1 protein-coding gene is annotated in these 740 nt (G+C 36.1%); it reads left to right on the plus strand.

Going from position 1 to position 740, the window contains the following annotated elements; genetic code table 11:
* Nucleotides 1-740 (plus strand): hypothetical protein (locus OWK30_RS11470; RefSeq protein ID WP_423326619.1); only part of this gene is annotated, 740 nt, incomplete at both ends.

The following is a 740-nucleotide window of genomic DNA, read 5'->3' on the forward strand; positions in this document are numbered from 1 at the left end:
GGTGATGATATTGGTGTAAATAAAGTTGAAATACCTGCTAATAGTGATATCAACTTCGTTGATGCAAATGGAAATAAACTTTATTATGACGTAAAAGTTGCAACTACTGACGTAACATTTAATGCTGCACTAACTGAAAAATATGGAACTACTAATGCTTCTCAAATTGAAACCTTATCCATTTCAGCTTCTCAAGTAAGCACAACAGATGCTGGATATCTTTCTTTAAAAGTAAACGCATCGGCTGATTTAACAACTATAAATTCAGCTGATTCTAGTATAAACAACTTTGTTACAGCAACTTTTTATAATTATTCAGGAACTGTAATAGGCACTGCCAATTTAGATTTAACAGTCGACACTGCAAACGGAACCGCTACATTAAACTTAACAGCTTTAAATACTATTGGTTTCAATTATAGTTCAGGCGCTACATTGGATTTGGCAGGTGGTAATTTTGGCGCTGACGAAGTAGTTGTTTATAGGATAAATACGGCTGTTACTATAAATGACTCTACTGGAGGAGCTGTTACTGTTTATGGAGACAGTACCAGTGCATCAGCAGCTGGAACAGAAGGAGTAACTGTAGGTTTCTCAACAGGATTAACTGGAACTACAAAGACTTTTGCATACATTGATATCAGCAGTGCTGATGGTTCTATACAGGTTAAAAGTTTTAAATTGAGTTTTGCAGAAGGCGATACCATAGCAGGTACAGCACACCTAACTCAACTTGATGC

It is taken from the genome of Deferribacter abyssi (genome assembly GCF_049472655.1).
In the GTDB taxonomy this organism is placed as follows: Bacteria; Chrysiogenota; Deferribacteres; order Deferribacterales; family Deferribacteraceae; genus Deferribacter; species Deferribacter abyssi.